This window comes from Streptomyces sp. NPDC026522 (genome assembly GCF_055567555.1).
Genome location: NZ_JBVHQF010000012.1, coordinates 245,998 through 271,863, shown reverse-complemented (window position 1 = coordinate 271,863; position 25,866 = coordinate 245,998). Strand labels below are relative to the sequence as shown.

Below are 25,866 nucleotides of genomic sequence, written 5' to 3'. Positions count from 1 at the left end.
GCCCCGCCGGGCCCCGCCCCGGCGGGGCCGGGCCGTCCCCGCCGGGAACGCCCGCGGGCCAACGGACCAACGGACCAACGGACCAACGTGCCAGCGATCACGTCACGGACCAACGCGCCAGCGATCACGTCACGGACGAAGGAGCCTCAGCGTCATGCTCGACCACCTGATCAAGGGAGCCACCGTCGTCGACGGCACGGGCGCGCCCGCGTACGCCGCCGACGTCGGCATCCGGGACGGGCGGATCGTCGTCATCGGCGAACCCGGCACCGTCACCGAGGCGGCCCGGACCGGCGAGGACGCCACCGGGCTCGTGCTGACCCCCGGGTTCATCGACCCCCACACGCACTACGACGCCCAGCTGTTCTGGGACCCGTACGCCACCCCGTCCATGAACCACGGCGTCACCACCGTCGCCGGCGGCAACTGCGGCTTCACCCTCGCCCCCCTCAACCCGGCCCGCCCCGACGACGCCGACTACACCCGCCGCATGATGAGCAAGGTCGAGGGGATGGCCCTCGCCGCGCTCGAAGAGGGCGTCGACTGGACCTGGTCCACCTTCGGCGAGTACCTCGACGCGCTGGAGGGGCGGATCGCCGTCAACGCCGGGTTCATGGTCGGCCACTGCGCCCTGCGCCGGCACGTCATGGGCGAGGACGCCATCGGCGGGCAGCCCACCGAGCAGCAGATGCGGGAGATGCTCGACCTCTTCCACGACGCCATGAACGCCGGCGCCTGGGGCCTGTCCACCACCCAGTCCGCCACCCACTCCGACGGCTCCGGCGCCCCCGTCGCCTCCCGGCACGCGAAACCCGCCGAACTCCTCGCCCTCTCCCGGGCGGTCGCCGAGCACGAGGGCACCCAGCTGGAGGCGATCGTCGCGGGCTGCCTCGACCAGTTCTCCGACACGGAGATCGACCTCTTCGTGGAGATGAGCGCGGCCGCCGGACGCCCCCTGAACTGGAACGTCCTCACCATCGACGCCTCCGTCCCGGAACGGGTCCCGCGCCAGCTCGTACCGAGCGAGCGGGCCCGCAAGGCCGGTGGCCGGATCGTCGCGCTGACCATGCCGATCCTCACCCCCATGAACATGTCGCTCGGCACCTTCTGCGCGCTGAACCTCATCCCCGGCTGGGGCGAGGTCCTGGGCCTGCCCGTCCCCGAACGGATCGCGCGGCTGCGCGACCCGGACGTACGCGCCGAGCTGCTGCGCCGCGCCGACAGCAAGGAGGCCGGGGTCTTCCGGCGCCTCGCGAACTTCGGCCGGTACGTCATAGGGGACACGTACAGCAAGGAGAACGAGGGCCTGTCCGGCCGGGTCGTCAACGACATCGCGGCCGAACGCGGCCTGGACGCCTTCCACTGCCTGGTGGAGATCTGCGCCAACGACGACCTGCGCACGGTCCTGTGGCCCATGCCCACCGACAACGACCCGGCCAGCTGGGCCCTGCGCGCCGAGACCTGGCAGCACGAGGACGTCATGCTCGGCGGCTCCGACGCGGGCGCCCACCTGGACCGGATGTGCGGAGCCCCGTACACGACCCGCTTCCTCGGGGACTGCCTGCGCGGCCGCAAGCTGGTGCCGCTGGAGCAGGCGGTACGGATGCTCACCGACGACCCGGCACAGCTGTTCGGGTTGCGCGGGCGCGGCCGGATCGCCGAGGGGTACCACGCGGACCTGGTGCTCTTCGATCCCGAGCGGATCGAGGCCGGTCCGGCGACGCTCGTCCACGACCTGCCCGGGAACAGCCCGCGGCTGGACGCGCGGGCGGTCGGGATCGTGTCCGTACGCGTCAACGGGGTGGAGACGATCCGCGACGACCAGGTGACCGGCGCGATCCCGGGCACCGTACTGCGCTCGGGCCGCGACACGAGGACGGTGAGCACGCGATGAGCGTTCCGCAGCGGCTGTACATCGGCGGCGAGTGGGTGGAGCCCGCGGGCGGCCACTACGAGGTGGTCAACCCCGCCGACGAGTCGGTGGTGGGCCTGGCCCCCGAGGCCACCCGCGCCCAGGTGGCGGAGGCGGCCCGCGCGGCGGCCGACGCCTTCGAGGGCTGGTCCCGTACCAGCCCCGAAGCGCGCGCGGCGGTCCTGGACCGGGCCGCGGACATCATCCAGCGTGAGTACGAGCCGTGGGCGGCGCTCGCGCGGGCGGAGACGGGCGCGCCGACGGGAATCGCGCGCGGCATGCAGGTGGGCGTCGGGGTGGCCCGCTTCCGGCGGTACGCGAAGGGCGCCCTGGAACCGGTGGAGCGGGGGCTCCCGCCACAGGTCACCGAGGCCGGCCCGATGGGCGGGGCGAGCGTGCTCGGCGCGCTGGAGGTGCGCCAGCCGGTGGGCGTGGTCACCTGCATCACCTCGTACAACAACCCGTGGGCGAACCCGGCGGGGAAGGTGGCCCCGGCGCTGGCGATGGGGAACACGGTGGTGGTGAAGCCGGCCCCGCAGGATCCGCTGTCGGTGTTCAAGATGGCCGAGGCGCTGCACGAGGCGGGGGTCCCGGCGGGCGTCGTCAACGTGGTCTCGGGCGCCTCGGTGGAGGTGGGCGAGGCGGCGGTGGACTCCCCGTACGTGGACATGGTGTCGTTCACCGGCTCGACGGGGGTCGGGCAGCGCATCGCCGAGGTGTGCGGCCGGTCCATGAAGCGGCAGCTGATGGAGCTGGGCGGCAAGGGCGCGGCGGTGGTGCTGGACGATGTGGACGCCGCCGGACTCGACGCGGCGGTGGCGGGGATCGGCACCACCTTCTCCTTCTACAGCGGCCAGATCTGCACGGCGCCGACCCGGGTGATCGTGCACCGGTCGCTGTACGGGGCGCTGGTGGAGAAGCTCACCGGCTATCTGGCGTTCATGAAGGTGGGCGATCCGGGGGTGCGGGGCACGGTGGTCGGCCCGGTGATCTCGGCGGCGCACCGGGACCGGGTCGAGTCGTACGTGGAGCTGGGCCGCAAGGAGGGCGCGCGGATCGCGTACGGGGGCGAGCGGCCGGTGGTGGGGGACGGCCGCGGGTTCTACGTGGCCCCGACCCTGCTGGTGGACTGCACGAACGACATGCGGGTGGTGCGGGAGGAGATCTTCGGGCCGGTGGTGGTCGTCGTGCCGTTCGACGGGGGCGAGGACGAGGCGGTGGCGCTGGCCAACGACAGTGACTTCGGTCTGCTGAGCTACGTGTGGTCCGGGGACCCGGCGCGCGCCTTCCGGGTCGCGCGGCGGCTGCGGGCGGGCGGGGTGGGCGTGAACACGATCGGGCGGAACATGGAGGCGCCGTTCGGGGGCTTCAAGCGGTCCGGGGTCGGCCGGGACGTCGGTTCGTACGCACTGCACGCCTACAGCGAGGTGCAGTCGATCGTGTGGGCGGGGTGAGGGGTGAGGGGTGGGGGCGGGGTTGGGGCGGGTGAGGTGCGGGTCACACGGGAAACTTTCAGGCCCGACAAAACGGACACATCTGCGGTTTCCGCATAACGGAAGCCCCTGTCCACCCCCTCTCGAAGCACGGATGGGTGCCTGAGCGAACCTTGTATTGTCATGGTGTTAACGGAATCCCGAGGCTGATTCAAAGGTCATTTGGCTCCCAGCCATCCGGAGTCAAAGCCTCCAGATGTGGAAACCGCACCGTCTAACGTCCTGACCCATGACTCAGCTGGACGTTCGGCCGCCCCACCCGGCCGCAGAGACGGAGGGCGGCGCCGCCGACGGCGACGTCCGCGGCAAGGGGCTCGGCAAGGGGTCCGTCGGCCTCGTCGGAAGCGCCGTCATCGGCATCTCCACCGTCGCCCCCGTCTACTGCCTGACCTCCACGCTCGGCTCCACGGCCGGCGAGGTCGGCGTCCAGATGCCCGCGGTGTTCCTCGCCGGCTTCCTCCCGATGCTGCTCGTCGCCTTCGCGTACCGCGAGCTGAACAAGGCCGTGCCCGACTGCGGAACGTCCTTCACCTGGACCGTGAAGGCCTTCGGTCCGCGCGTCGGCTGGATGTGCGGATGGGGCCTGGTGATCGCCACGATCATCGTGCTCTCCAACCTGGCCGGCGTCGCCACCTCCTACTTCTGGCTGCTGGCCGGGCAGATCACGGGCAACGACGCGATCGCCGCCCTGGACGACGACAAACTCGTCCACATCACCACCTGCCTCACCCTGATCGCGGCCGCGACCGCCATCAGCTACCGCGGCATGACCGCCACCAAGGGCGTCCAGTACACCCTGGTCGGCCTGCAACTCGCCGTCCTCGCGATCTTCGTGGCGATGGCCTTCCAGAAGGCCTCGGCGGGAACGTTCGACACCGGCGCGCACTTCTCCTGGCAGTGGATGAACCCCTTCGCGGTCGAGTCCATGGGCGCCTTCACCGCCGGACTCTCCCTCTCGATCTTCATGTACTGGGGCTGGGACACCTGTCTGACCGCCAACGAGGAGACCATCGGCTCGGCCAAGACCCCCGGCCGCGCCTCGCTGATCGCCATGGTCGTCCTCGTCGGCTCCTACCTGGCCACCGGCATCGCCGCCCAGATGGCCGTCGGCTCGGGCACCAAGGGGCTCGGCCTCGGCAACCCCGAGACGTCCGGGAACGTCTTCGCCGCCCTCGCCGGTCCGGTGATGGGCCCGCTGCTCGGCATCCTGCTCTTCGTCGCCGTCCTCGCCTCCGCCGCCGCCTCCCTCCAGACCACCTTCATCCCCGTGGCCCGCACGGTCCTGGCCATGTCCACGTACGAGGCGCTGCCCGCCTCCTACGCCAAGGTCCACCCGCGCTTCAAGACGCCGGGCCGCGCCACCGTCATGGCGGGCGTCGCGACCGGCGTCTTCTACACCGTGATGTCCCTGGTCAGCGAGAACGTCCTGACCGACACGATCTTCGCGCTCGGCCTGATGATCTGCTTCTACTACTCGCTGACCGCCTTCGCCTGCGCCTGGTACTTCCGGCGCGAGCTGCGCGACTCCGCCCGCGACCTGCTCTTCAAGGGCGTCTTCCCGGTCCTGGGCGGGCTGCTGCTGGCCTCCGTCTTCTGCAAGACCCTGGTCGACATGTGGAACCCGGCCTACGGATCCGGTTCCACCGTCTTCGGCGTCGGCAGCGTCTTCATCATCGGCGTCGGCCTGCTCGTCCTCGGCCTGATCGTCATGCTCGTCACCGAACGCCGCAGCCCCGCCTTCTTCCGGGGCGAGGTGCTGACGAAGTCGACGCCGGCGCTGGTGGTCGAGGACTGAGCGGTCCGCGGACGCGCCCGGCGAGTGACCCCCGGCGCCGTGGGGTCGTTGGGCCCGGCATGAACCCCATCAAGCGCAGCCTCGCCGCCCTGATCCTCACCGGAGGCGCGGCCCTCGCCCTCACTCCGGGCCTCGCCCACGCCGACGAGCCCGCCGCCCAGGCGCCCCCGATCACCGAGCGCGTCGGCGACATCGTCGACCACCCCGGGCACGCCGTGCAGGACACCAAGACGGCGGTGGGCGTCACCGCCTCGACGGCCGGCAACGCGACCAAGGCCACCGGCAGCTCCCTGACGGGCGCCGGCTCGGCGCTGACGGCGGGGCTGCCGAAGGGACCGAAGGTGGGCTGATGGGAAGGGGCGATTGGTACGACGACGGCCTGGCCGCGGTGGCCGTCGCTGCGGGCGGCCGGACTCGTTGAACCGCGCATGATCCTCTGGTTACTCAACAACCTCAGCACGTTCGTCCTGGGCGTCCTGCTCGTGGGCGGTTTCACGGCCCTCGCGGTGACCGGCAGCATCGCCGCGCGGCGCCGTTTCCCGCACCTGGCGGCCGGCGAGCACAACGAGATGGTCGGGGTCGCCCTCGGTATGTTCGGCGCGATCTACGGAATCATCCTCGCGTTCGTCGTCGTCACGCTGTGGACGCAGCTGGAGAACACCCAGAACGTCGTCGCCGCCGAGGCCACCGACCTGGCCCTGGTCGTGCGCAGCGCGGAGGCGTTCCCCCCGGCCGACCGGGCCAAGGTGGACCGGGCGGTGGGCTCGTACGTACACGCCGTGGTCGACGTCCAGTGGCCGATGATGCGCGAAGGCAGACCCAGCTTCGACGCGACCGCCGAGCAGACGCACGCCCTCTACGCGGCGCTCCAGGCGTACGAACCCGCCGGCCCCCGCAGCGAGACCTTCTACCAGGAGGCCGCGAGCCGCCTCAACGACGTCGCGGCGCAGCGCAGGGCGCGGGTGACGATGGCGGAGAGGTCGCTGCCGACGCTGTTGCAGGTGCTGGTGTACGGGGGCGCGCTGGTGATCCTGCCGCTCACGTTCCTGTTCGGGCTGCGGAGCCTGAAGATGCAGCTGCTGTTCGTGTCGGCGGTGGCGGCGCTCATCGGCTTCAGCCTGCTCCTGGTGATGGTCCTGGACCGCCCGTTCGCAGGCGACCTGAGCGTCAGCCCGGCCCCGTACAAGGAGGCTGCGCTGGCACAGTTCTGGCCGACGCCGGGGTAGCCCGGCCGGGGGTCCGGGGGCCGGGTCCCCTTGAGCGGTGTCGGTGGAGTGCCGGGGGCTTCGGGTCCACCGTCCAGCCCCCCCGGCGGCTAGGGTCTGAGCAAGTCCGGCTCCGCGATCTTGTGGCAAGATCGCGGGATGCTACGACTCACCGACTTCATCATCGATTGCCCGGACACGATGAAGCTGGCGGCCTTCTACTCCGAGGTGACGGGGCTCCCGGTCAAGGAGGGCAGTAACGAGAACTGGGCCGGTATCCAGTTCGGCGAGATCGAACTGGCCTTCATCCAGGTGGCGGACTACCGCGCTCCGCAGTGGCCCGACAGCGAGCACCCCAAGCAGTTCCACCTCGACTTCGAAGTCGACGACATCGAGGCCGAACAGCGCCGCGTCCTGGACCTCGGCGCGACCCTGCAGCGGGACTGCATCGACCTCGACGGCTACGGCTTCCGCGTCTACGTCGACCCCATTGGCCACCCCTTCTGTCTGTGCCGCAACAAGGGTGTCATCTGGACCGATCAGGGCCCCATCTGGCCCAAGCACGATCAGTAGGCCGTGTTTCGAAGTCTGGCCACCGGGCGGCAGCCACCCGGTGGCCAGACTTGCTCCACCTACTCCGAAACACGGCTTAGCCGTCCAGGCGGACCGGCATCAGGAGCGAGAAGACGTCCTCGGTGTCCGTCCGGCGGATCGCCAGCGGCCCCGTGGGGGCGCCGAGTTCCAGTACCAGCCGGTCCCGGCCACCCGCGGCGAGCGCATCCAGCAGGAAACCTCGGTTGACGGCGACGCGCCCCGCATCGTCGTCGCCGTCCTCGCAGACGGTCACCACACCACCGGCCGTCACCTTGAGCACGGTGACGTCACAGGAGACGCCGTCCTCCTCGCTCGTCCGCACGGGACCGGTTTCCACCGCCTCCCGGAAGGCCGGGACATCGACGGGCGCACGCCGCCCGGCCGGCAGGCGGACGAGGCGACGGTAATCGGGGAAGTCGTGACCGAGGCACCGCCCGGCCGCCTGCCGGTCCCCCGCCTCCAAGGACACCCGCTCACCATCCACCGTGAGCCGAACGGACACCTCGTCACCCAGCAACGCCCGCATCGCATCGGCGAGCGGGGACGGCAGGGTGACCTGCACCCGAGCCCCGTCGTACCCGGTGGTGCCGACCCGGGCGACAGCCATCCGGTACCGGTCGGTGGCCACGACTCGAAGCTCGTCACCCTCGATGTCGAACAGGACGCCGCCCAGCACCGGCAGCTCCGGATCGCCGCCGACGGCGAAGCGGACCGCGTCCAGCGCGGCCGCCAGCTCGGGCGCGGAGACAGCCGACCGGACGGTCGTGGTACGGAGCGAAGTCATGGGGTTCTCCCTGCGTTCGAGTAGCGCTCGGATCGTGGAGAACTCGCTGCGGGCATCGGCCAGTCCCCGTTCGAGACGGCGCAGGTGCGCCTGGAGCAGCTTCCGTACCAGGTCGGTGTCCGCACCGGACCATCCGGCCAGTACCAGCCGAATGTCCGCCAAGGGCATGGCCGCCCGGCGCAGCCGGGCCAGGACCCGCGCCTCCTCGAACTGTTCGGGGCCGTACCAGCGGTAGCCGCTCACCGGATCCACCCAGGCCGGCACCAGCACACCGGCCCCGTCGTAGAACCGCAGGGCGCTCACGCTCAGTCCACTGTCCCGAGCCATCTCACCGATGCTGCGCATCTCACTCTCCACACCCAGGACCCTGGGCCCTCCACCAGGTCGAGGGTCAAGCCCATGTCCTCCTGGGCGCGACCAGAACCGAGCCGAGGGGCATGGCTCCGGGAGCGATACCCGCGACCAGCGCGATGACGGCCGCCGAAGCGCCGTAGGCACTCAGCGCCGGACCGACCGCGCCACACACCGACATCGCCGCGCCCGGCCGACAGGCCGCCAGCCGGTCTGTGCCCATGTCGTGGCGTCAGTCTCACCGATGTGGACCGGGCCACCAATTCCGCTGCTCGGCACGTCCGATGACGGCCTCATCGACGCCAGATGAGGTCAGCCGTGTAGGGATCGGTGGCGGCCCATGCCCAGCCCCTGGCGGGCCGCAGGCGCCGTGACGGGAGGAGCGCGTAGGGATCTGCGGCGTGGTGGGTGGGCCCCCTCGCTGCGCTCGGGGCTTCCTGGGGCTCCGCCCCAGACCCTCCCCCAGACTCCGTCCGGGGGGACCCCCACGCCTCAATCGCCGGCGGGGCTGGACGGTGGACCCGTACAGCCCGGCCGTTCTTCGGGGGCTTCCCGGCAGTCTTTGGCTTTTCGGGGCGGGACGGACAATCAAGGGTGGCCGAAGGCCATCGCGCAGCGACGCGACGACGAGGAAAGAGGAGGAGCGCCCTTGACGGGCCGACACGACACGAAAGGACAGTGGACTGACGGGAAACCCCCAGCACCCCACCGACACCGCCCAAGGGGACTCCCCACACCGGTACCGTCCCGCCCCTTCCGACGTACCCTGATCTGATGAGAACTCCACGTCAGGCAGCGCGAATTGTCGTACTCTCCCCGACTGGATCCGTGTTCCTCTTCCGGGAGAACAACGTCGAAGTCGGCATCCACTGGCTCCCGCCCGGCGGGGGGATCGACCCCGGGGAGAGTCCCGAGGAGTGCGTGCGGCGCGAGTTGCGGGAGGAGACCGGGTGGACCGATCTGGAGCCGCAGCGGCTGCTCTGCACCTGGGAGCACGACTTCACCCACCAGGGCATACCGGTCCGCCAGTACGAGCACATCTACGTCACCACCGGCCCCCGCCGCGACCCCGTCCCGGAGTATCCCGAGGCCCACTGGCGCTGGCTCTCACAGGAGGCGCTGGCCACGCTCGGGGAGCCGCTGTGGCCGCCGCGGCTGAACGAGTTGCTGGCCCGCGCCTCCGCCGAGCCCGTCCACCTCGGCCTGATCGCCTGACGGGCCGCCCGCCCGGCCCCTAGCCGCGCCCGCCCGGTACCGCCGTCGCGCGGGCGTACAGCGCGGCCGCGTACTCCCCCAGCACCGTGCTCGTGGAGACGTCGTCCGTGTCACCGCCCGTCAGGATGCCGACGATCTTCCCGTCCCGGGCGATCCACGCGCTGCCGCTCGTGCCGCCCGGGAAGTCGGCGCAGTCGAAGCGCTGTTCCGTCGCCTTTTCCCGGGTCGCCACCGCCGTGCACGTGCGGGGCACCTTGCGGTCGGCCGGGTAGCCCGTCACCGTGACCTCCTCGCCGGTGCGGCCCGAGGTGTCCAGGACGGCCGCGCCGGTGAGGTCCTCGATGTTGCGGCCCGACGCGTCGGGGGCCAGGCGGGCGAAGGCGAGGTCGTAGTCGTCGTTCCCGTCGTCCGTCCAGCGTCCGTCCTCGTAGACCTCTTCCAGCTTCCAGGTACCGTACGGCGCCGTCCCGTTCGCGTACGCGGGTGCGAAGACGGCGCTGCCCACGCCGTCCTTGCCCGCCACCAGGCAGTGGCCGGCGGTGACGATCAGGTTCCGGCCGGGGCTGTGCACGACGGTCGCGGTGCAGAAGTGGTCACCGTCCAGACCGCCCTCGAACAGCGCTCCCGTGAAGGCGGCCGGGCCACCGGGCCGCGGGGTCACCGGCGTCGAGCTCGGTCGCGGCGATTTGGACAGTTGGGGCTGCTTCGGCGATTGCGACCGCGACGGCGGGTTCGCGGACGCCGCCTTCGACGGCGCCGCCTTCGGCTGCGCCGACACCGTGCCGTCCGCCGCCGGTACCACCGTCGTCATCGCCGCCGACGCGCCCAGCGCCGCCACCCCGCACAGCACCGCGGTCACCACGGTCCGCTTGTCCACCACCGCCACCCTCCCCACTTTGCTCTGGCGAAGCATGCCCGGGCGCCCCCGCCACCGCAAGGGCCGGCGCCCGCCAGGATCCCGCACCCACCATGCCACCCCTGGAGCAAGGGTGTTGACACGACTGCGCGGACCGCCCACACTCTTCTGCATACGTCGGAAACAGTTTACGGAGGACACAGTGTCGCTCGAAGCCGCCACCGCCGCCACTGCCGCCACCCTCGCCGCACCGGCCGCCGCCCTGTTCGGCCACCGCGCCCTGCGCCGCCGCCAAGGGGCCCGGGCGCTGCGGATCGGCTCCCCCCACGGGATCGACGAGCAGGGCTTCGTCCGCATCGGCGGCATCGAGCAGTGGATCTCGGTGCGCGGTGACGACCGCGCCAACCCGGTCATCGTCGAGGTCCACGGCGGCCCGGGCGCTCCCAACTCCATCTACGCGGTGCGCACCCGCTCCTGGGAGCGGCACTTCACCGTCGTCCGCTGGGACATGCGCGGTGCCGGAAAGACCTACGGCCACGGCGGTCCCTGGGGCCAGGGGGAGACCACGTTCGCCCGGCTCTACGAGGACGCCCTGGAGGTCGTCCGTCACGCCTGCCGGCGGCTCGGCGTCCGCCGGGTCGTGCTGGTCGCCAACTCCTTCGGCAGCGTCTTCGGCCTGCGCCTGGTCCGGGACCACCCCGAGCTGTTCTCGGCCTACGTCGGCACGGACCAGAACGTCCCCGCCTCCGACACCCGCACCGCCCCCGGCACCCGCACCGTCCCCGCCACCGCCACCGTCCCCGTCCCCGGCACCCGCACCGTCCCCGCCACCGGCGGCGCCTCCGCCCACCACCGGGCCCTCCTGGACCGGCTGCGCGCCGCCGGGAAGACGCGGCAGCTGGCGCGGATCGAGGCGCTCGGGCCCGACCCGCGCGCGTGGAGTGCGGCCCAGCGCGCCGCGTACAGCCGGCTCTGCGCCCAGAGCGACCCGCTGACCCTGGACACCCTCAAGAAGGTGGTGCTCGGCTCCCTGTGGCTCAGCCCGCTGCACACCCTGCGCGACCTGCGGGACTTCTTCAAGGGGCAGGGCTTCTCGGAGCGGGTCGCCCAGGACGCGGCCGGAATCGACGCCCGGGCGGACGGGACCCGCTTCGAGGTGCCGTTCTTCGTCTTCCAGGGCGAGTTGGACGTACTCACCCCGCCGGAGCGGGCCAAGGCCTTCTTCGACGAGGTCGAGGCACCCGTGAAGGCCTTCGCCCTGATCGAGGGCGCGAGCCACTTCGCCTCGTTCCGGCACCCCGAGGTCTTCCTTGAGCTGCTCCTGACCCACGTCCGGCCGGTGATCACCGCCGAACGGCCCCGGAGGGTCCACCCCGGCCCCGACCGGAAGTAACGCCCGCGCGCCGAGGGCAACGGGAGCCCCTACCCCCTCACCCCGCCGCCCACAGCCCCTCCGGCGTCAGCCCGAGCAGGTCGATGGCGTTGCCCCGGACGATGCGCTCCACCACATCGGGGGCGAGGTGGCCCATCTGGGCCTCGCCGACCTCGCGGGACTTCGGCCAGGTGGAGTCGGAGTGCGGGTAGTCCGTCTCGTAGAGGACGTTGCCCACGCCGATCGCGTCCAGGTTCCGCAGCCCGAACGCGTCGTCGAAGAAACAGCCGAAGACGTGTTCCGCGAACAGCTCGGACGGCGGCCGGTGGACCTTGTCCGCCACCCCGCCCCAGCCGCGGTTCTCCTCCCACACCACGTTCGCGCGTTCCAGGATGTACGGGATCCACCCGATCTGGCCCTCCGCGTACATGATCCGCAGGTTCGGGAACCGTTCGAACTTGCCGCTCATCAGCCAGTCGACCATCGAGAAGCAGCAGTTGGCGAAGGTGATGGTGGACCCGACGGCCGGCGGGGCGTCCGCCGAGGTGGACGGCATCCGCGACGAGGAGCCGATGTGCATGGCGATGACCGTGCCGGTCTCGTCGCAGGCCTGGAGGAAGGGGTCCCATTCGTCGGTGTGGATGGAGGGGAGCCCGAGGTGCGGGGGTATCTCCGAGAAGGCGACGGCCCGTACCCCGCGTGCGGCGTTGCGGCGGACCTCGGCGGCGGCCAGGCGGGCGTCCCAGAGCGGGACCAGGGTCAGGGGGATGAGGCGGCCGTCGGCGTCGGGCCCGCACCACTCCTCCACCATCCAGTCGTTGTACGCCCGTACGCCGAGCAGCCCCAGTTCGCGGTCCGCGGCCTCGGTGAAGGTCTGGCCGCAAAAGCGCGGAAAGGTCGGGAAGCAGAGCGCCGACTGGACGTGGTTGACGTCCATGTCGGCGAGCCGGTCGGGAACCGAGAAGGAGCCGGGGCGCATCTGCTCGTAGGTGATGACTTCCAGTTTGATCTCGTCGCGGTCGTACCCCACGGACGTGTCGAGGCGGGTGAGCGGCCGGTGCAGGTCTTCGTACACCCACCAGTCGCCGATGGGCCCGTCGTCGCCCTTCGCCCCCATGACGGGGGCGAACTTCCCGCCGAGGAAGGTCATTTCCTTGAGCGGGGCGCGGACGACGCGGGGTCCGGTGTCCCGGTACTTGGACGGGAGCCGGTCCCGCCAGACGTGAGGGGGCTCCACCGTGTGGTCGTCCACCGAGATGATCTTGGGGAAGGTCTCCATGGCGACTACGGTAGCGCTGATCTGACGGATCGTCAGCTAGTTGTGCGTCGATCGGGAGGGGATCACTCCGCTGCGGGCTGACGGGTACGTGCAAGACAGGGCAGACTGGCCCTTACACCGACGGAAGGCAGGGGGGACGACAGATGGACGGCATACCGGCCATCCCGCACCAGCGGAACCACCCCGAGGCAGCCCGGAGCACTCCCACCGCTGTGCCCACCACCGCCGCGCCCACCCCCGCCGACCCCGCCGCCGCCCCGAGCCCCGCCGTCACAGCCACACCCACACCCACACCCGAGCCCCCCAACGGCAACCGCTTCGCCGTCCTCGGCACCGTCCGCGCCTGGCGCGGCGCCGAGTCGCTGCCCTCCGGCAGCCCCCAGCAGCGCGCCCTGCTCGCCGCGCTCCTGCTCCGCGACGGCCGCACCGCCACCGCGCCCGAACTCATCGACGCCATCTGGGGCGAGGAGCCGCCGCCCCAGGCCCTCGCCACCATCCGTACGTACGCCTCCCGCCTGCGCAAGGTCCTCGACCCCGGGCTGCTCGTCACCGACGCCGGCGGCTACGCCATCCGCCTGCACCACGCGGCCGCCCTCGACCTCGGGGTCGCCCGCGCCCTCGCGGCCGACGCCGACAAGGCCCGCGCCGCCGGGGACCGGGTCCTCGCCCGTACGCTGCTCGCCCGCGCCCTGGACCTGTGGGACGGCGAACCCCTCGCCGGAGTCCCCGGCCCGCACGCCGAGACCGAGCGCACCCGGCTCTGCGAGTGGCACCTCCAGCTCCTGGAGACCCGCCTCGACCTGGACCTGGAGGTCGGCCACCACGCCGAGGCCGTCTCCGAACTCACCGCCCTCACCGCCGCGCACCCCCTGCGCGAACGGCTGCGCGAACTGCTGATGCTCGCCCTGTACCGCAGCGGCCGCCAGGCCGAGGCCCTCGCCGTGTACGCCGACACCCGCCGCCTCCTCGCGGACGAACTCGGCGTCGACCCGCGCCCCGAGCTCTCCGCGCTCCAGCAGCGCATCCTGCGCGCCGACGCCGAACTCGCCCGCGCCGAGGACCCGGCCCCGGCCGCCGCCCCGGTAGCCGTGCGGCCCGCCCAACTCCCGGCTACGGTGCCCGACTTCACCGGGCGCGCCCCCTTCGTCAGCGAGCTCGGCAAGATCCTGTCCGGCGCCGAGGGCCAGGTCATGGCCGTCTCCGCGCTCGCCGGGATCGGCGGCGTCGGCAAGACCACCCTCGCGGTCCACGTCGCGCACGCCGCCCGGCCGCACTTCCCCGACGGCCAGCTCTACGTCGACCTCCAGGGCACCGAGCCCCGCCCCGCCGAGCCCGTCGCCGTCCTCGGGTCCTTCCTGCGGGCGCTCGGCACTCCCGACACCGCCATCCCCGACACCGCCGCCGAACGGGCGGCGCTGTACCGCTCCACCCTCGACGGCCGCCGCGTGCTGGTCCTGCTCGACAACGCCCGCGACGCCGCCCAGGTGCGTCCGCTGCTCCCGGGCACCGAGGGCTGCGCCGCCCTGGTGACCAGCCGGGTCCGCATGTCGGGGCTCGCCGGGGCCCACCTCGTCGACCTGGACGTGATGAGCCCCGACGAGGCCCTGCAGCTGTTCACCCGCATCGTGGGGGCCGAGCGGGTCGGCGCCGAGCGCCAGGCCGCCCTCGACGTGGTCGGCGCCTGCGGGTTCCTGCCGCTCGCCATCCGGATCGCCGCCTCCCGGCTCGCCGCCCGCCGGACCTGGACGGTGTCCGTCCTCGCCGCGAAGCTCGCCGACGAACGCCGCCGCCTGGACGAGCTCCAGGCGGGCGACCTGGCCGTCAAGGCCACCTTCGAGCTGGGCTACGGCCAACTGGAGCCCGCCCAGCAGCGCGCGTTCCGGCTCCTCGGCCTCGCGGACGGCCCCGACATCTCCCTGCCCGCGGCCGCCGCCGTCCTCGACCTGCCCGAGCACGACACCGAGGACCTCCTCGAAGCCCTGGTCGACTGCTCCCTGCTGGAGTCCGCCGCGCCCGGCCGCTACCGCTTCCACGACCTCGTACGCCTCTACGCGCGCGCCTGCGCCGACCGTGACGAGCAGCCCGAAGACGGGCGGACCGCCGCCCTCGACCGGCTCCTCGACTTCTACCTGGCCACCGCCGCCGGGGTGTACGCGCTGGAGCGCCCCGGCGACCGGCTGCCCGCGCACATGTCCGCCACCCGCCACCCGGGCCTCTCCTTCACCGAGGCCCGCGCCGCGCTGGACTGGCTGTTCGCCGAGGCGGACCCGCTGCTCGCCTGCGTACGGCAGTCCTCCGTACGCGGCGCCGAGCGGCCCGACGTGCTGCGCCGGGCGGTGGACCTGCTGTGGGCGGCGAAGGACCTCACCGAGTCCGGGGCCAACTCCAAGCAGTACGAGTCCGCCGCCCGCGCGCTGTGCGAGACGGCGCGCGCCGTGCGCGACCCGCACGCCGAGGGCCGGGCCCGCACCACGCTGACGATGGTCCACCTGGTGGCGGGCCGCTTCACCGAGGCCGACGACGAGGCCCGCCAGGCGACGGCCCTGGCCCGGGAGGCGGACGATCCGCTGCCCAGCTGCTGGGCCCCCAACGACCGCGGGATCATCGCGCTCTACCAGGGCCGGCACGCCGACGGCGAGCGGTTCCTGCTGGAGGCGATCGCGAACTTCCGGGCCGACGGCAACTTCGTCGGCGAGGCCAGCGCCCTGTGCAACCTCTCCCGGATCCACGTCGGGCTCGGGCGCCTGAGCAGTGCCATAGACCTCGCGCAGCAGGGCATCGCGATCTACGACCGGATGGGCCTGACCCTGCGCCTGGCCAACGGCCGTTACGCGCTGGGCATCGCCCTCACCCAGGCGGGCCGGCTCGGGGAGGCACTGGAGCAGCTCGGCGAGGCGCTGTCGCTCTTCCACGAGAACCGGCAGCCGCTGTGGGAGGGCGTGACGCACTTCCGGCTCGCCGAGGCCCATCTGGCCGCCGACCGGCCCACCTTGGCCGCCTCGCACGCCGAGCAGGCCATCGCGCTGCGCGGCATCGGCGGCGAGTGGCGCCGGGCGACGGTGCTCACGGTGCTGGGGAAGGCCCTGGTGCGGCTGGGGCAGCGGGACCGGGCGCGGGTGTGCTGGCGGGACGCGGAGAGCGTGTTCGCGCAACTGGGTTCGGCTGAGCTGGCCGAAGTGCGTACGTTGCTCGCTTCACAACTGGCGGCCTGACCTGCGCGGCAGTGCGTTGAACGAGACGTTCATCGTTCGTTTATCGCCGCCCCCCATCATGGATACATCGGCTCGGCGCGTCGGGGGGCTCGCGGGTCGACTGGAGGACTACCCGTTCGGCGGTCCACGGGGGAATCGCCGAACGGGCCCGACTCATCCATCAGGAGATCCGATGACGACGAACGAGAACGCCCTGCCGAACGACGGTGACATCAAGCCGCTCGACAACCACGCATCGGGCATCGAGATCAAGCCGCTCGACAACCATGCCTCGGGCGGTACGCCGCTGCCCGGGCAGGAAGACAACGCTCTGGACGCGGACATCGTGACGCTGGACAACCACGCGTCGGTACCGCGCCCGTAGCGGAGGCGAGCACGGCAGGTACGGGGGAACGTACGGGGGACGTACGGGGGGACCCACGGGGGAGACGTACCAGCACGTACGGGGGACGTACGGGGGAAGAGTCCACGGGATGCGTACGGGGGACCCGGGGGCTCGGTACGGGGGACGGCGGCCGCGGTGGCCCGGGGGGACCACCGCGGCCGCCGCACGTCGTTGTGACGGGCCTGTGACCGGAAGCATGGCCTCCGTCACAGCCGCGGGCACCCGCTCCTGATCTGCTGGGGAGATGCGCCCCGCCGCCCCCGCCGCCCTGTGCGCCGTCCTCGCCGCCACCGTGCTCCTGACCGGATGCGGAACGCGGACCGCCGCCTCCGGCCCGGCCGACGGCTCCGCCCCGCCGAGCTGCGCCCCCACCGCGACCGCGGGCCCGCCCACCGGCGCGGAGCACGACGGCGTGCGCCTCATCAGCGCGGAGTGCGGCCCCTCCCCCGCTGCGGGCGCCGCCTTCCGAGTCACCAACACCGGCGCGGAAGCCCTCACCTACACCGTCACCTTCACGGTCCAGAACGGCTCCGGCCCGGCCACGGAAGACGTCCGGCAGACCGTGGCGTCCGTCGGCCCCGGTCAGAGCGTCACCCGCACCGTCGAGGGGGCGGACACCACACCCGGTTCCGGAGCCCGGCCAAAGGTGCGGATCGCCAAGGTGCGGGCCGTCCCTGCCGCCGAGGCACCCGGCCCGGCGGGCAGCTGCCCGCCCTCCGGGATCCGGGTCACCGCCGACGACGGCGACGCCGCCATGGGGCTGCGCGTCGTGGGGCTGCACCTGACCTACTGCGGCGCCGGCACGTACGAGCTCGACGGCTACCCCGCGCTGCGGCTCCTGGACGAGAGCCGCTCCCCGGTGACCGGCGTCGACGTCCTCCACGGCACCTCGGAGATCGCCACGGGCATCGGCCCGGACGCCCCGCCCGCGCCGTTGACCCTGCGGCCGGGCGAGTCGGCATCCGCCGCCCTGGCCTGGCGCAACACCACCGGCTCGGGTGACGCGGTGAACGCCCCGTACGCCAGGGTGACGGCGAAGCCGGGCGCGCCGGCCGTGACCGTGGTCCCGGAACTCGACCTCGGCACGACGGGCCGGCTCGGCGTCAGCGCCTGGCGGAAGGACGAGGCGCGCACCCGGTGAGACCGGCGCGGAACGCGTCTAGGCTGGCAGCGTGTTCACCTCCCAGGGGCCGACCCTCCGCGAACTGGCCGTGCAGGCGCTGTCCTCCGTCGAGCGCGGCTACGACCTGCTCGCGCCGAAGTTCGACGAGACGCCGTTCCGCACCCCGGACCGGATGCTCGACGCGGTCGAGGAGACCCTGGCCGAGCACGAGGGGTCCTTCGGCTCGGGGCTGGACCTGTGCTGCGGCACCGGCGCGGCCCTGCCGCTGCTGCGGCGGCTGTGCCGGGACCGGGTCACCGGGGTGGACCTCAGCGCCGGCATGCTGCGGCAGGCCGCGCGGGACCTCCCGGACGGGGCCGATCTCGTACGGGCCGACGCGCTGGCGCTGCCGGAGGTGCTCGCGGACTCGTACGACCTGGCGGTGAGCTTCGGAGCGTTCGGCCACTTCCTCCCGGCCGAGCGGCCCGCGCTGTTCTCGGGCGTGCACCGGGCGCTGCGTCCCGGCGGGGTGTTCGCCTTCCCGATCGGGGCACCGGTCCCGCCGACGTCCGCGCTGTGGTGGGCGGTGGCCGGCTTCGACGCGGCGATGCGGGTCCGCAACGCGGTGTGGCGGCCGCCGTTCGTCATGTACTACCGCTCCTTCCCGTGGGGGCCGGTCCGGGCCGATCTGCGCGCGGCGGGCTTCACGGTGGGGACGGTCCCGGTGCAGCACTTCGGGCGCCGGCCCGACGGGACCCCGCGCTGGCGGCTGGTGCTGGCCCGCAAGCCCGCGTGAGCGGCACCGGGCGCGGGAGCGGCACCGGGCACACCGGGTGCGCGGGCCGCGTCAGCCCCGGGTGCGCAGCTCCCGCTTGAGGACCTTGCCGCTCGCGTTGCGCGGCAGCTCGCTGACGAACTCCACCGTGCGCGGCACCTTGTAGTTGGCCATCTCCCGCCGGGACCAGGCGATCAGGTCGTCGGCGGTGAGGGTGGCGCCGGGGCGCCGGACCGCGTACGCCTTGCCGACCTCGCCGAGGCGGGCATCTGGCACGCCGACGACGGCGACGTCCGCGACGTCCGGGTGCAGCCCGAGGAGCTGCTCGATCTCGGCGGGGTACGCGTTGAACCCGCCGACGATGAACATGTCCTTGATCCGGTCGGTGATGCGCAGGTTCCCGGCCGGGTCGAGGACGCCGACGTCGCCGGTGCGCAGCCAGCCGTCGGGGGTGATGGCGCGCCGCGTCTCGTCCGGGTCCTCGAAGTAGCCCCGCATGACGTGGTGGCCGCGTACCCACACCTCGCCGGGGGTGCCTGCCGGTGCCGGGGCGCCGCTGTCGTCGGCTATCCGTACCTCGGTGTCCGGGATGGCGCGCCCGGAGGTGGCGGCGATGGTCTCGGGCGGGTCGCCGCGGCGGCACATGGTGACGATGCCGCCGGCCTCGGAGAGCCCGTAGGCGGTCAGGACGGTGGCGATGTGCAGTTCGCCGCGCAGCCGCTCGACGAGCCGGAGCGGGACGACGGCCGCGCCGGTGACGACCAGGCGCAGGGCGGACAGGTCGTGGTGGTCGCGCTGGGGGTGGTCGAGGAGGGACTGGTGGAGGGTGGGCGGGCCGGGGAGGACGGAGATCCGTTCGGCGGCGACGTTGGCGAGGACGGTGTCGACGTTGAAGACGGGCTGGGGGATCATCGTGGCCCCGCGCATCAGGCAGGCGATGATCCCGGCCTTGTAGCCGAAGGTGTGGAAGAAGGGGTTCACGATCAGGTAGCGGTCGCCTTCGCGCAGTCCGGCGAGCTCGCTCCACACGTCGTAGCAGCGCAGCGTCTGGACGTGGGTGATGACGGCGCCCTTGGGGCTGCCGGTGGTGCCGGAGGTGAAGATGATGTCGGAGGGCGCGTCGGGGCGGAGGGAGTCGGCGCGCTCGCGGACGGCCGCGGCCGGTACGGGGTCGCCGTCGGCGAGGAAGTCCTTCCAGGTGCGGAAGGCCTCGGGGGCGTCTTCCGCGAGGACGACGACCTGTTCCAGGTGCGGGAGGCCGGGCAGCGGGCCGCTGCCGTGGCCTTCGGCGGCGGCGCGGCGCAGGGAGGCGACGTAGGAGGTGCCGAGGAAGGTGCCGGTGATGAACAGGAGCCGGGCGCGGCTGCGCTGGAGTACGTACGCGGCTTCGGCTCCTTTGAAACGGGTGTTGAGCGGGACGAGGACCGCGCCGGCGCAGACGGCGCCGAGGGCGGAGACGATCCAGTCGGAGCTGTTGGGCGCCCAGACGGCGACCCGGTCACCGGGTTCGATCCCGGCGGCGAGGCAGGCGGCCGCGGCGCGTTCGACGCGTTCGCCGAGCTGGGCGTAGCTGATGCGGACGCGGCCGTCGGCGACGGCCTCGCGGTCGCGGTAGCGGGCGGCGGCGTCGCGCACGAGGCCCGCGATGGTGCCCCAGCGCAGGTCGCCGCGGGGGTCGGCGCCCAGGTCGCCGCCGACGGCAGGGGCGGCGGGGATGGCCGGGTCCGGGGCGGCGTCGGCGGTGAGCCGGTCCGCAGCGCCGGCCGTCGCGGTCTCCGCGCCCCCGGCCGGGCCCGCGCCGCCGGGCCGGCCGCCGTCCTGCCGCTGCCCGGGCACGGCACCGGCCCGCTGCCGCTGCCGGCCGACGCCACCGTCCTCGTGCTGCTCCTCGCCCATCGCGCGTCGCCCTCCCCGGTCCCCGTAGCTGACTATCCGTCAGATTAGCTGTAGCCTTCGCGGCTGTCAGCACTGGCGCGCACCCGGAGGTGGCGATGGCGGCAACGCTCAAGGACGCTACGGCAATCGTCGGCATCGGCCAGACCCCCTTTGCCAAACGACTGCCGGGCAGCGAAAAGGAATTGGCCTGCCGCGCGATCCTCGCGGCGCTCGCCGACGCGGGCATCGAACCGGCCGAGGTGGACGCCTTCGCCTCGTACACGATGGAGGAGACGGACGAGGTCGAGGTCGCCAAGTCCATCGGCGCCGGGGACGTCACCTTCTTCTCCAAGGTCGGCTACGGCGGCGGCGGTTCCTGCGCCACGGTCGGCCACCTCGCCGCCGCCGTCGCCACCGGCCAGGCCTCCGTCGGGATCGCCTGGCGCTCGCGCAAGCGCGGCTCGGGGCCGCGCCCCTGGAAGAACACGGCCGTGCAGCTGCCCACCCCCGGCCAGTGGACCCGACCGTTCGGGCTGCTGCGCCCGGCCGACGAGATAGGCATGCTGGCCCGGCGCTACATGCACGAGTACGGGGCCACCCGCGACCACCTCTTCAACGTGGCGATGGCCTGCCGCAACCGGGCCAACGAGAACCCCGCCGCGGTGATGTACGAGCGGCCGCTGACCCGCGAGATGTACATGACCTCGCGCATGATCAGCGAGCCGCTCTGCCTCTTCGACAACTGCCTGGAGACGGACGGCGCGCTGGCCTGCGTCATCGTCTCGGCCGAGCGGGCACGGGACTGCCGCCAGAAGCCGGTCTACGTCCACTCCGTCGCACAGGGCCTGCCCGCGCAGCACCACGGGATGGTCAACTACTGGAACGACGACCCGCTGTCCGGTCCGGCGTGGACGGCCGCCCGGCACCTTTGGAAGCAGGCCGACTTCGGGCCCGCGGACGTGGACGTCGCCCAGATCTACGACGCGTTCACCCCGCTGATCCCGTTGTCCCTGGAGGGCTACGGCTTCTGCGGGCGCGGCGAGGGGGCGGCCTTCACCGAGGGCGGGGCGCTGGAGATGGGCGGCCGGCTGCCGATCAACACCGGTGGCGGCGGCCTGTCGGAGGCGTACGTACACGGCTTCAACCTGATCAACGAGGGCGTCAAGCAGCTGCGCGGCATCTCCACCGCCCAGGTGCCGGACGCCGCGACCTGCCTGGTGACGGCGGGCGAGGGTGTCCCGACGTCCGCGATCCTGCTGAGGAGCTGACCCGACCATGACCGCGCCCGCCGAAAGCCTCCTCCTCCCGGTCCCGGACGAGGACGGGGCCCCGTTCTGGGAGTACGCCGCCCGGGGTGAACTCCGCGTCCAGGCCTGCGCCGACTGCGGCAGGCTCCGCTTCCCGCCGCGGCCGTGCTGCCCGCACTGCGGGTCGTTCGGCTCCGAGTGGCGGCTGATGAGCGGTCGGGGCCGGATCTGGTCGTACGTACGGCCGCACCCGCCGCTGCTGCCCGCCTACGCGGCGCAGGCCCCGTACAACGTCATCCTCGTGGAGCTGGCGGAGGCCCCGCTGATCCGGCTGGCCGGGAACCTCGTCGCCTCGGCGGACGCCCCGCTGGACTCCGTGGATCCGGCCCGGCTGCGGATCGGGGCGCGGGTGCAGGTGGTGTTCACCGAGACGGGCGGGATGAGCGTGCCGCGCTGGGTCCTGGAGCGGCCGTGACGGTACGGGTGGAACGGGACGGCGCGGCCGGGGTCGCGGTCGTCACCCTGGACCGGGAGCGCAAGCACAACGCGATCGACCTCGCGACGGCCGCCGAACTGGCCGCCGTCTGGCAGGGGTTGCGCTACGACGACGAAGTACGGGCGGTGGTGCTGACGGGCGCGGGGACGGCCGCGTTCTGCACGGGCATCGACCGGGACGTGTCGGTGCCGCAGCCCGCCTCCCCGTACTCGGCCGACGACCCGCTGCTCGCCGTCGGGCCGAAGGCCAACGACCTGTGGAAGCCGGTGGTCGCGGCCGTCAACGGCATGGCGTGCGGCGGGGCGTTCTACCTGCTGGGCGAGTCGGAGTTCATCGTCGCGTCCTCGTCCGCGACGTTCTTCGACCCGCACACCACGTACGGGATGGTCAGCGCGTACGAGGCGGTGTACATGTCCCAGCGCATGCCGTTCGGGGAGGTGGCCCGGATGTCCCTGATGGGGACGGCCGAACGGCTCTCGGCGCGCCGGGCGTACGAGACCGGTCTGGTCTCGGAGCTGGCCGAGCCCGGGGAACTGCTGGCGGCCGCCCTGCGGTCGGCGCGGACCCTGGCGGGCTTCCCGACGGCGGCCGTGCAGGGCACGGTCCGGGCCCTGTGGTCGGCCAAGCGGGCAGCCCTGCGCCAGGCCCTGGACGAGGCGCCGGCCCTGATCGCGCTCGGCAACCTGCCCCCGGCCGACCAGGCGGCCCTGTTCACAAGCCGCCGCGCGTCGCCGCCGCCGCGCGTCCGGTAGGCGGGAGGCGGGGGCGCAGCCGGTCAGCCGGCGACGACGGGGCCGAGCCGGCAGTTCGTGACCTCGACGGCCTTCGCGGGGTTGCCGAGCGGGACCTCGACCGTGCGGGTCTCGCCCTTCTTGAGCGTGACCCGGGCGGAGGTGCGCTCGACGGTCCCGGTCGCGCCTTCGAAGGTGAGCGGGATCTGTACGGTGCGCTCCGTGCCGGCGAGGGAGGTGACCCTGACGGCGGCTTTCGGCGTACCGGGACCGGCGCAGGTGACGACCTCGGCGGTGGCGGGTGCGCCGGTGGGGGTGGGGGTGGGGGTGGAGCCGGCCGTCGACCGGCTGCCGCTGGTCCTGTTGCGGTTGCTGTTGGTGGTGCTGTTGTAGCTGCTGCTCTTGTGGCTCGTGGAGCCGGAGCAGCCGCCCCCGCCGCTGCTCTTGTGGCCGGACGAGAACCCGGTGAGCGCCAGCACCACCCCCACGAGCACCGCTCCGAACCTGATGCGCCCTCCGACCGTCATGGCCGACTCCCTCCCCCTGGGCAACGGCGCGCCACGCTACCAGGCCCCCCGGACGCCCCACCCGGGGTGCGGGCGCCGCGGGCCGCACGTAGCGTCGAGATCAAGATCCCTACCCCGGAGGGCCGGGCATGATCCGCAACGTACTCGGCTCGCTGCTCGGTCTGATCGGAGCCGCGACCGCCGCCTGGAGTCCGTTCCGCGCCTGGTATGACGGCCGGCGCGGGCGCGACTACCGGCTCGTGGACCTCTTCTCCCCGGGCGGGTTCACCGGCGCCGAAACCGCCCTGTTCACTTCGCTGGTGCTGCCGTTCTGGCTCGCCGCGCTGGTGGCGCTCGTCGCGGTCGTGCGGCGCTCGCGTGCCCTCATGGCGCTCGCCGGGGTCGTGGTCTTCGGCTTCGCCGCCCTGTGGCTGGTCCGGCTGGGCCAGGCCCCGGGCAGCATCTCGGTGGGGACCGACGGCCGGGGCATCGGCGCGGGCGCGGCCAGCGCGTTCGGCGCCGGCGCGCTGCTCGTCCTGGCGGCGGCGGTCATGCGCGGCCGCCGCCACCGCCGCGTCAGCGACCGCGACCTCCCGCCGCTCACGCCGCTCACGCCGACGACGACGCAGGCCTACCCGGGCGGCGAACCCTGGCCGCCGGCGCCGTCGGACACCCGCTAGCCGTAGGCTTCCGCCGTGGACGACAGCGCACACGGCATACGGATGCGGATCAGGCCCGGCGGCCCGGCCGACGCGGCGGCGGTCCTGGACATGCTCGACTCCGCGGTGGCGTGGATGAACGCGCGCGGCAACACCGAGCAGTGGGGCACGGTCCCTTATTCCGAGCGGCCCGGCGGGGCCGAGCGGGTCGAGCGGTACACGACCGAGAACCTGCCCTTCGTCGCGGAGTGGGACGGCGTACCGGCCGGAGCCCTGGTGCTGGATTCGGGACCGAGCCCGCAGTTGCCGATCGCGCCGGCCGCGGAACCCGAGCGGTACGTCCGGCTGCTGGTCAGCGACCGCCGGTACGCGGGCCTGGGGATCGGGGCGGCGCTGCTGGAGCGCGCCGCCGAGGAGACCCGGCGGGCCGGAGCCGGGCTGCTGCGGGTCGACTGCTGGGCGGGCGGCGGCGGCGAGCTGGTCGCCTACTACGAGCGCAACGGCTTCACCCCCACCGACCGCTTCCGGTCCGGTACCTGGCCGGGCCGGGTCCTGGCGCGGCGGGTCTGAACCGGCCGGTCAGCCCGCCGGGTCCGGGGCGCGGTGGCGGAGCTCCGCCAGGGCGCCGGCGTACTTGAGCATCAAGCGGGCGAAATCGAGGCGCTCGTCCTCGGACCAGTCGGCGGTGATGTACTCGTACGCCGAGCGCTGGTGGCGGCGGAAGCGGGCCATCAGTTCGTGGCCGGCCTCGCTGAGGTGGAGCACCGTACGGCGGCCGTCGTGCTGGGAGGCGCCGCGCACGAGGTAGCCGGCCTTGATGTTGTCGCTGACCATGCGGCTGGCGACCGAGGGGTCCACGCCGAGCAGTTCGGCCACTCCCCCGACGGTGATCTCCCGGTCCGGCTGTCCGGTGGCTTCCAGTACGTGGTTCAGGACGATGGTGCGGCTCAGGTCCTTCGCCGAGATCGGGTTCTCGACCTCCAGCAGTGAGGTGCGGCGCAGCTTGGAGAACGCCGGTCCGACGGCGTCCAGCAGTTCGTCGGCCGTCATCGTCTCGGGGTTCGCCATGGCCCGAGAATACCTCCGTGAATCCGCGCAGGCATGTGTTGACGTGAAAACGTGTGCATGCAAGCATGCATATGTTCATTCTCACGAACAAGGGCTTCTCATGACCACCCTCATCACCGGCGCCCGCGGCGCCGTCGCCCGGGCCGTCACCGGCCTCCTGCACTCCGCCGGCCACCCCGTCCGCGCCGCCAGCGCCCGGCCCGCCGAGCTCGCCGTGGCGCCCGGCGTGGAGAGCGCCGAGCTGGTCCTGGACCGGCCCGAGACCTTCGCCGCCGCGCTGGCCGGCGTCCGCCGGGTGTTCCTCTACCCGGAGCCCGCCGGCATCTCCGCGTTCGCCGAGGCCGCCGCGGCCGCGGGCGTCGAGCACGTCGTACTGCTGTCGTCCGCCTCGGTCCTGGAACCCGGCGCGGAGGACGACCCGCTGGCCTCGCACAGCCTCCGCGTCGAACGGGCCCTCGCCGGCGCCCCCTTCACCGTGACCCTGCTGCGTCCCGACGCCTTCGCCTCCAACGCCCTCGGCTGGGCCCACTTCATCGCCCGGGGCGCACCGGTCCAGCTCGCCTACCCGGAGGCCCGCACCGCGCCCGTCCACCCCGCCGACATCGCCGACGTCGCCGTCCGCGCGCTGGCCGGTGACGGCCTGGCGGGCCGCGCGCTCACCCTCACCGGAGGCGAGTCGCTGACCTTCCGGGAGCAGCTCGCGATCATCGCCGACGCCATCGGGCGGCCCGTGCCGGTAGTGGAGATCACCCGCGCGGAGGCCGAGGAGCAGCTGGGCCGCCGGCTGCCCCCCGCGATGACCGGCTCCCTGCTCGACCTGTGGGCCCGCGCCACGGTCACGCCGGTCCCCATCGCCGACACCACGGCCTCGCTGCTCGGCGCCGCGCCGCGCACCTTCGCCCAGTGGGCCCGCGAGAACGCCGCAGCCTTCACCACCCGCTGACCACCCGAAAC

General features: G+C 73.0%; 24 protein-coding genes. 18 read left to right on the top strand and 6 right to left on the bottom strand.

The window, feature by feature from the left end:
- Window positions 1-154 precede the first annotated feature (154 nt).
- From ACZ4M3_RS28915 to ACZ4M3_RS28890, 6 genes are all read left to right on the top strand, one after another.
- A complete protein-coding gene (locus tag ACZ4M3_RS28915; RefSeq protein WP_467737507.1) occupies window positions 155-1,894 on the top strand; it encodes an N-acyl-D-amino-acid deacylase family protein in 1,740 nt (579 codons plus the stop codon).
- Complete coding sequence (locus tag ACZ4M3_RS28910) at window positions 1,891-3,366, top strand: aldehyde dehydrogenase family protein (RefSeq protein WP_467737505.1); 1,476 nt, start codon at window positions 1,891-1,893, stop codon at window positions 3,364-3,366. The genes ACZ4M3_RS28915 and ACZ4M3_RS28910 overlap by 4 nt, the downstream gene beginning before the upstream one ends.
- A 268-nt stretch (window positions 3,367-3,634) precedes the next feature.
- Window positions 3,635-5,200: an APC family permease gene (locus ACZ4M3_RS28905; protein ID WP_467737503.1), complete on the top strand. Its 1,566-nt coding sequence runs from the start codon at window positions 3,635-3,637 to the stop codon at window positions 5,198-5,200.
- A 59-nt stretch (window positions 5,201-5,259) separates the two neighbouring features.
- Window positions 5,260-5,550: a hypothetical protein gene (locus ACZ4M3_RS28900; protein ID WP_467737501.1), complete on the top strand. Its 291-nt coding sequence runs from the start codon at window positions 5,260-5,262 to the stop codon at window positions 5,548-5,550.
- A 78-nt stretch (window positions 5,551-5,628) separates the two neighbouring features.
- Window positions 5,629-6,426: a bestrophin-like domain gene (locus ACZ4M3_RS28895; RefSeq protein WP_467737499.1), complete on the top strand. Its 798-nt coding sequence runs from the start codon at window positions 5,629-5,631 to the stop codon at window positions 6,424-6,426.
- Window positions 6,427-6,564: 138 nt separating this feature from the next.
- Window positions 6,565-6,978, top strand: a complete 414-nt coding sequence (locus ACZ4M3_RS28890) for a VOC family protein (RefSeq protein ID WP_467737498.1) — start codon at window positions 6,565-6,567, stop codon at window positions 6,976-6,978.
- Between the two features lie 76 nt (window positions 6,979-7,054).
- Here the strand turns inward: ACZ4M3_RS28890 and ACZ4M3_RS28885 are convergent, their stop codons facing one another.
- Entirely contained in the window at window positions 7,055-8,128 is a 1,074-nt protein-coding gene (locus ACZ4M3_RS28885; protein WP_467737496.1) for a DNA polymerase III subunit beta family protein, read from the bottom strand.
- A gap of 780 nt (window positions 8,129-8,908) precedes the next feature.
- On the opposite strand from ACZ4M3_RS28885, the gene ACZ4M3_RS28880 reads away from it, so the two are divergent.
- On the top strand, window positions 8,909-9,349 hold the full coding sequence (locus ACZ4M3_RS28880; protein WP_467737494.1) for an NUDIX hydrolase: 441 nt from the start codon (window positions 8,909-8,911) through the stop codon (window positions 9,347-9,349).
- A 19-nt stretch (window positions 9,350-9,368) separates the two neighbouring features.
- Here the strand turns inward: ACZ4M3_RS28880 and ACZ4M3_RS28875 are convergent, their stop codons facing one another.
- On the bottom strand, window positions 9,369-10,226 hold the full coding sequence (locus ACZ4M3_RS28875) for a trypsin-like serine peptidase (protein WP_467737492.1): 858 nt from the start codon (window positions 10,224-10,226) through the stop codon (window positions 9,369-9,371).
- Between the two features lie 181 nt (window positions 10,227-10,407).
- Here ACZ4M3_RS28875 and ACZ4M3_RS28870 point away from each other — a divergent pair, with 181 nt between their 5' ends.
- Window positions 10,408-11,598, top strand: a complete 1,191-nt coding sequence (locus ACZ4M3_RS28870; RefSeq protein ID WP_467737490.1) for an alpha/beta fold hydrolase — start codon at window positions 10,408-10,410, stop codon at window positions 11,596-11,598.
- A 37-nt stretch (window positions 11,599-11,635) separates the two neighbouring features.
- On the opposite strand, the gene ACZ4M3_RS28865 is transcribed toward ACZ4M3_RS28870, so the two are convergent.
- Window positions 11,636-12,856, bottom strand: coding sequence for an amidohydrolase family protein (locus ACZ4M3_RS28865; protein WP_467737488.1), 1,221 nt, complete (start codon window positions 12,854-12,856; stop codon window positions 11,636-11,638).
- A gap of 143 nt (window positions 12,857-12,999) precedes the next feature.
- Here ACZ4M3_RS28865 and afsR point away from each other — a divergent pair, with 143 nt between their 5' ends.
- The 4 genes from afsR (at window position 13,000) to ACZ4M3_RS28845 (ending at window position 18,351) form a co-directional block, all read left to right on the top strand.
- Window positions 13,000-16,068, top strand: a complete 3,069-nt coding sequence (gene afsR / locus ACZ4M3_RS28860) for an SARP-family global regulator AfsR (RefSeq protein ID WP_467737486.1) — start codon at window positions 13,000-13,002, stop codon at window positions 16,066-16,068.
- 172 nt (window positions 16,069-16,240) lie between these two features.
- Window positions 16,241-16,432, top strand: coding sequence for a hypothetical protein (locus ACZ4M3_RS28855; protein ID WP_467737484.1), 192 nt, complete (start codon window positions 16,241-16,243; stop codon window positions 16,430-16,432).
- A gap of 265 nt (window positions 16,433-16,697) precedes the next feature.
- Window positions 16,698-17,594, top strand: a complete 897-nt coding sequence (locus ACZ4M3_RS28850) for a DUF4232 domain-containing protein (protein ID WP_467737482.1) — start codon at window positions 16,698-16,700, stop codon at window positions 17,592-17,594.
- Window positions 17,595-17,625: 31 nt separating this feature from the next.
- On the top strand, window positions 17,626-18,351 hold the full coding sequence (locus ACZ4M3_RS28845; protein WP_467737480.1) for a class I SAM-dependent DNA methyltransferase: 726 nt from the start codon (window positions 17,626-17,628) through the stop codon (window positions 18,349-18,351).
- A gap of 51 nt (window positions 18,352-18,402) precedes the next feature.
- Here the strand turns inward: ACZ4M3_RS28845 and ACZ4M3_RS28840 are convergent, their stop codons facing one another.
- Complete coding sequence (locus ACZ4M3_RS28840; RefSeq protein ID WP_467737478.1) at window positions 18,403-20,226, bottom strand: FadD3 family acyl-CoA ligase; 1,824 nt, start codon at window positions 20,224-20,226, stop codon at window positions 18,403-18,405.
- Window positions 20,227-20,321: 95 nt separating this feature from the next.
- Between ACZ4M3_RS28840 and ACZ4M3_RS28835 the strand changes: the two genes are divergently transcribed.
- Genes ACZ4M3_RS28835 through ACZ4M3_RS28825 form a run of 3 tightly spaced genes read left to right on the top strand, consistent with a single transcriptional unit; the run spans window position 20,322 to window position 22,700 of the window.
- The gene (locus ACZ4M3_RS28835; RefSeq protein ID WP_467737476.1) at window positions 20,322-21,473 is read left to right on the top strand and encodes a lipid-transfer protein; all 1,152 of its coding nucleotides are present in this window, start codon (window positions 20,322-20,324) and stop codon (window positions 21,471-21,473) included.
- Window positions 21,474-21,480: 7 nt separating this feature from the next.
- Window positions 21,481-21,927, top strand: coding sequence for a Zn-ribbon domain-containing OB-fold protein (locus tag ACZ4M3_RS28830; RefSeq protein ID WP_467737474.1), 447 nt, complete (start codon window positions 21,481-21,483; stop codon window positions 21,925-21,927).
- On the top strand, window positions 21,924-22,700 hold the full coding sequence (locus ACZ4M3_RS28825) for an enoyl-CoA hydratase/isomerase family protein (RefSeq protein WP_467737472.1): 777 nt from the start codon (window positions 21,924-21,926) through the stop codon (window positions 22,698-22,700). The genes ACZ4M3_RS28830 and ACZ4M3_RS28825 overlap by 4 nt, the downstream gene beginning before the upstream one ends.
- A gap of 23 nt (window positions 22,701-22,723) precedes the next feature.
- Here the strand turns inward: ACZ4M3_RS28825 and ACZ4M3_RS28820 are convergent, their stop codons facing one another.
- Window positions 22,724-23,206, bottom strand: a complete 483-nt coding sequence (locus tag ACZ4M3_RS28820) for a hypothetical protein (protein WP_467737470.1) — start codon at window positions 23,204-23,206, stop codon at window positions 22,724-22,726.
- Between the two features lie 128 nt (window positions 23,207-23,334).
- Between ACZ4M3_RS28820 and ACZ4M3_RS28815 the strand changes: the two genes are divergently transcribed.
- Both ACZ4M3_RS28815 and ACZ4M3_RS28810 read left to right on the top strand, forming a co-directional pair.
- Window positions 23,335-23,865 (top strand): hypothetical protein, encoded by a 531-nt coding sequence (locus ACZ4M3_RS28815; RefSeq protein ID WP_467737468.1) that lies wholly within the window; start codon window positions 23,335-23,337, stop codon window positions 23,863-23,865.
- A 42-nt stretch (window positions 23,866-23,907) separates the two neighbouring features.
- Window positions 23,908-24,414, top strand: a complete 507-nt coding sequence (locus ACZ4M3_RS28810; RefSeq protein ID WP_467737572.1) for a GNAT family N-acetyltransferase — start codon at window positions 23,908-23,910, stop codon at window positions 24,412-24,414.
- Window positions 24,415-24,423: 9 nt separating this feature from the next.
- Here ACZ4M3_RS28810 and ACZ4M3_RS28805 read toward each other — a convergent pair whose 3' ends face one another.
- Entirely contained in the window at window positions 24,424-24,912 is a 489-nt protein-coding gene (locus tag ACZ4M3_RS28805) for a MarR family winged helix-turn-helix transcriptional regulator (RefSeq protein WP_467737466.1), read from the bottom strand.
- Between the two features lie 100 nt (window positions 24,913-25,012).
- Here ACZ4M3_RS28805 and ACZ4M3_RS28800 point away from each other — a divergent pair, with 100 nt between their 5' ends.
- Entirely contained in the window at window positions 25,013-25,855 is an 843-nt protein-coding gene (locus tag ACZ4M3_RS28800) for an NAD(P)H-binding protein (RefSeq protein WP_467737464.1), read from the top strand.
- Window positions 25,856-25,866: the final 11 nt, after the last annotated feature.